General features: G+C 68.1%; 4 protein-coding genes. All 4 read left to right on the plus strand.

What is annotated here, in order from left to right; all coding sequences use genetic code 11:
• Nucleotides 1-654 (plus strand): beta-ketoacyl-ACP synthase 3 (locus WC493_RS23760; RefSeq protein WP_373069222.1); only part of this gene is annotated, 654 nt, incomplete at its 5' end.
• Between the two features lie 88 nt (nt 655-742).
• A complete protein-coding gene (locus WC493_RS23765) occupies nt 743-1645 on the plus strand; it encodes an ACP S-malonyltransferase (RefSeq protein ID WP_373069224.1) in 903 nt (300 codons plus the stop codon).
• Nucleotides 1642-2397, plus strand: coding sequence for a 3-oxoacyl-[acyl-carrier-protein] reductase (gene fabG, locus WC493_RS23770; protein WP_373069226.1), 756 nt, complete (start codon nt 1642-1644; stop codon nt 2395-2397). The genes WC493_RS23765 and fabG overlap by 4 nt, the downstream gene beginning before the upstream one ends.
• Nucleotides 2397-2549 (plus strand): beta-ketoacyl synthase N-terminal-like domain-containing protein (locus WC493_RS23775; RefSeq protein WP_373069228.1); only part of this gene is annotated, 153 nt, incomplete at its 3' end. The genes fabG and WC493_RS23775, both read left to right, overlap by 1 nt.

A 2549-nucleotide genomic window follows, 5' to 3' on the forward strand; every position in this document is an offset into this window, starting at 1 on the left:
GCCGGCTGTACCGGCTTCGTCTACGGCCTCGCCATCGCCACGGCGTTCGTCTCGGCGAACATCTATCAGAACGTCCTCGTGGTCGGCGCCGAAGTGCTCAGCAAGATGGTCGACTGGGAGGATCGCAGCACCTGCGTGCTCTTCGGCGACGGCGCCGGCGCCGTGCTCGTGCAGCCTACCGACAACGGCAGCATCTTCAGCTTCGACCTCGGCAACGACGGCAGCGGCGCCTCCAACCTGCTCGTCCCGGCGGGCGGCAGCCGCCAGCCGGCGAGCTACGAGACCGTGCGCCGTCACGAGCACGCTATGCATATGACCGGCAGCGAAGTGTTCAAGTTCGCCACGCGCACGGTGGTCGGCTCGTGCGAGAAGGTGCTCGGCGACGCCGAGCTCACCGTGGAAGACGTCGACCTGTTCGTGCCGCACCAGGCCAACATCCGTATCATCGAGACCGCGGCACGCCGTCTGGGGTTCACGGAGGCGCAGGTCTTCGCCAACCTCGACCGCTACGGCAACACCTCGTGCGCCTCCATCCCGATCTGTCTCCACGAGGCCAGCCAGAATGGCCGCCTGAAGAAGGGCGACATGCTGCTGATGGCCGGGTTCGGAGCAGGGCTCACATGGGGTTCGTGCCTCACCAAGTGGGAGTTGTGACCGCAGCGCGCCAGCGCCTCGGTCGACCTTCGTCGCCATTCGGGGTAATCATTGAGTCGCACCGACACACAGCGTCCTGGAGGACGTCATGAGCAAGCTCGCACTGATGTTTCCCGGACAGGGGTCCCAGGCCGTCGGCATGGGCTGCGACCTCTGCGCCGCCTATCCGCAGATGCGCGACAGCTACGGCGAGGCCTCGGACGTGCTCGAGTTCGACCTCGAGCAAGTCTGCGCCATGGGACCGGCCGAGACCCTGGCGCGCACCGACGTGACGCAGCCGGCGCTGCTCGCCAACTCCATCGGCATCTTCCGCATCCTGGCCGACGCCGGACTGCGGTTTGACGCCGCTTTCGGTCACAGCCTCGGCGACTACTCGGCGCTGGTTGCCACCGGCGCGCTGTCCTTCGACGACGCGCTGCGCCTGGTGCGGCGTCGTGGCGAGGAGATGCTGCGCGCCGCCGAGGCGAACCCTGGCGGCATGGCCGCCGTCATCGGCCTGCCCGACGAGAAGATCGAGGAGCTGACGGCCGCGGGCGGCAGCTTGTGGCCGGCCAATTTCAACAGTCCCGGCCAGGTCGTGGTGAGCGGCACGAATGCTGCTCTGGACGAGCTGACCGCGCGGGCCACGGAGGCCGGCGCCAAGCGTGTGATCCCACTGGCCGTGAGCGGCGCCTTCCATTCGCCGCTGATCGCGGCGGCGCAGGCGCCGCTGCGCGCCGAGCTCGAGAAGACCGAGTGGCACACGCCGGACCCGGCGTTCTTCTCGGTCTGCAGCCTCGAGTTCGAGACCGGCGACTTCGTCGAGCTGCTCGCGAAGCAGCTCGTCTCGCCGGTTCGCTTCACCCAGTCCGTGAAGACCCTGTATGCAGCAGGGTATGATTCATTCCTTGAGGTCGGCCGCATCGCCCCGGAGGCGACGGTGGCCCGGGCCGCCGACGCCGATACCATCGGGGCGCTGCGCGAAGACCCACGCTACTGGGAGGGTGCGTGAGCGTCGAGCTTGATCTGACGGGATCCGTTGCGTTGGTGACTGGCGCCGGCCGCGGAATAGGGCGCGCTATCGCGCTCAGCCTGGCCGCGGCCGGCGCCGACGTCGCCGTCAACGATTTCGCGGACGAAGCCGCTTGCGCCGCCGTCGTCGCCGAGATCGAGACGCTGGGTCGCCGCGGCCTCGTGGTCATGGGCGACGTCTCCGCCGAAGAGCAGGTCAGCGTCATGGTCGAGCGCACCGAGAGCGACCTCGGTCCGCTGTCCGTGGTCGTGAACAACGCCGGCATCACGCGCGACAACGTCGTCATGATGATGGATCCGGCAGACTTCGACAGCGTCATCGCGACGCACCTGCGCGGCACATTCCTGGTGAGCAAGGCTGCGGCGCGCAAGATGTTCCGCCGCCGCGCAGGCTGTATCATCAACCTCGCGAGCGTGGTGGGGCGCCGCGGCAACGCGGGGCAGGCCAACTACGCCGCGGCCAAAGCAGGCATCATCGGCCTCACCAAGTCACTGGCCAAAGAGCTCGGCGCGCGCGGCGTTCGCGTCAACGCCATCGCTCCCGGCTACATCGACACGCCGATGACGCAGGCCCTGCCAGAGGAGACGCGCAAGCTGATCGTCGACGCGACACCGCTCAAGAGTATCGGGACGACGGACGACGTGGCCCAGGCCGTCGTCTACTTGGCCTCGCCACAGGCGCGTTTCATCACGGGCGTTACGCTCCCCGTCGACGGTGGACTGGGCATCTGATGGCGCCGCCCACCAGAGTTGTCGTCACCGGCCTCGGCGTGGTCTCGCCGCTGGGCAACGACGTCGACACGTTCTGGCGACGCCTCGTCGCCGGCGAGTCCGGCGTTGGACCCATCACACGCTTCGACACGACCGCCTACAGGGTGCTCATC

The organism is Zavarzinia sp. (assembly GCF_041650655.1).
GTDB lineage: Bacteria > Pseudomonadota > Alphaproteobacteria > Zavarziniales > Zavarziniaceae > Zavarzinia.